The sequence below is a fragment of the Niallia sp. HCP3S3_B10 genome, assembly GCF_052064465.1.
GTDB classification, from domain to species: domain Bacteria; phylum Bacillota; class Bacilli; order Bacillales; family Cytobacillaceae; genus Niallia; species Niallia hominis.
The window spans coordinates 1-804 of sequence record NZ_JBQHVO010000148.1 but is presented as its reverse complement, the minus strand read 5'-3'; the positions used below and the strand labels follow the sequence as shown (position 1 = coordinate 804).

General features: G+C 34.6%; 1 protein-coding gene. It reads right to left on the bottom strand.

What is annotated here, in order from left to right; translation table 11 throughout:
* Positions 1 to 53: 53 nt before the first annotated feature.
* On the bottom strand, positions 54 to 804 hold a 751-nt coding region (gene istB, locus ACTNDN_RS24910), incomplete at its 5' end, for an IS21-like element helper ATPase IstB (protein WP_441132571.1).

The window sequence follows — 804 nt, the reverse complement described above, 5'->3', positions numbered from 1 at the left end:
TATAAATGTCAACACAAATATGTACAATTTTGCTTGCGTAAGGATGTACAAAATCACTCGTTTTCTTGCGTTAAATGAGCCTTTAATCGATAAGAATCACCTACAATGGTTACGACAGTTGCGTGATGTAAAATACGATCTAAAATCGCATTCGCTAGTTTAGTCTCTTGAAAAATTGTATCCCACTCTTTGAAATTTACATTTGTAGTGAGAATCGTACTTTTCTTTTCGTATCTCATGTCAATGAGCTGAAAAAAGAGCTTCGCATCTTCCGCATCTATTGGCAAGTAACCAATTTCATCTACGATTAAAAGCTTGTACTTGGCATAATGCTTTAAACGACTTTCTAAACGGTTTTCCAACCGTGCTTTCTTCAAATTCTGGATTAAATCATGGCACTTAATAAAATAAGTACTAGTTCGTTTCTTCGCTGCGGCAATTCCGATTGAAGTGGCCAAATGGGTCTTTCCAACACCACTTGTACCCAAGAAAACGATATTTTCATTCTCCTCTATAAAACGGAGCGTTAAAAAATCTAAGATTTGTTGTCGGTTAATGGAGGGTTGAAAATCAAAATCGAAATCAGTTATTTCTTTACGATGTGGGAATGCACCTACTTTCACCATTGCCTGTGTCATATTTTGCTCTCGGACATCAATTTCATAGTTCGTTAATTTAATCAAAGTATCATTAAAGGACAATTGATTATTTACACTAAAGTCTATGACTTCATTTAAATGTAACGTCATTTGCTTAAGCCCCAGATACTCTAGATTCTTTAATAATTGCTGATGATTTGTTGTT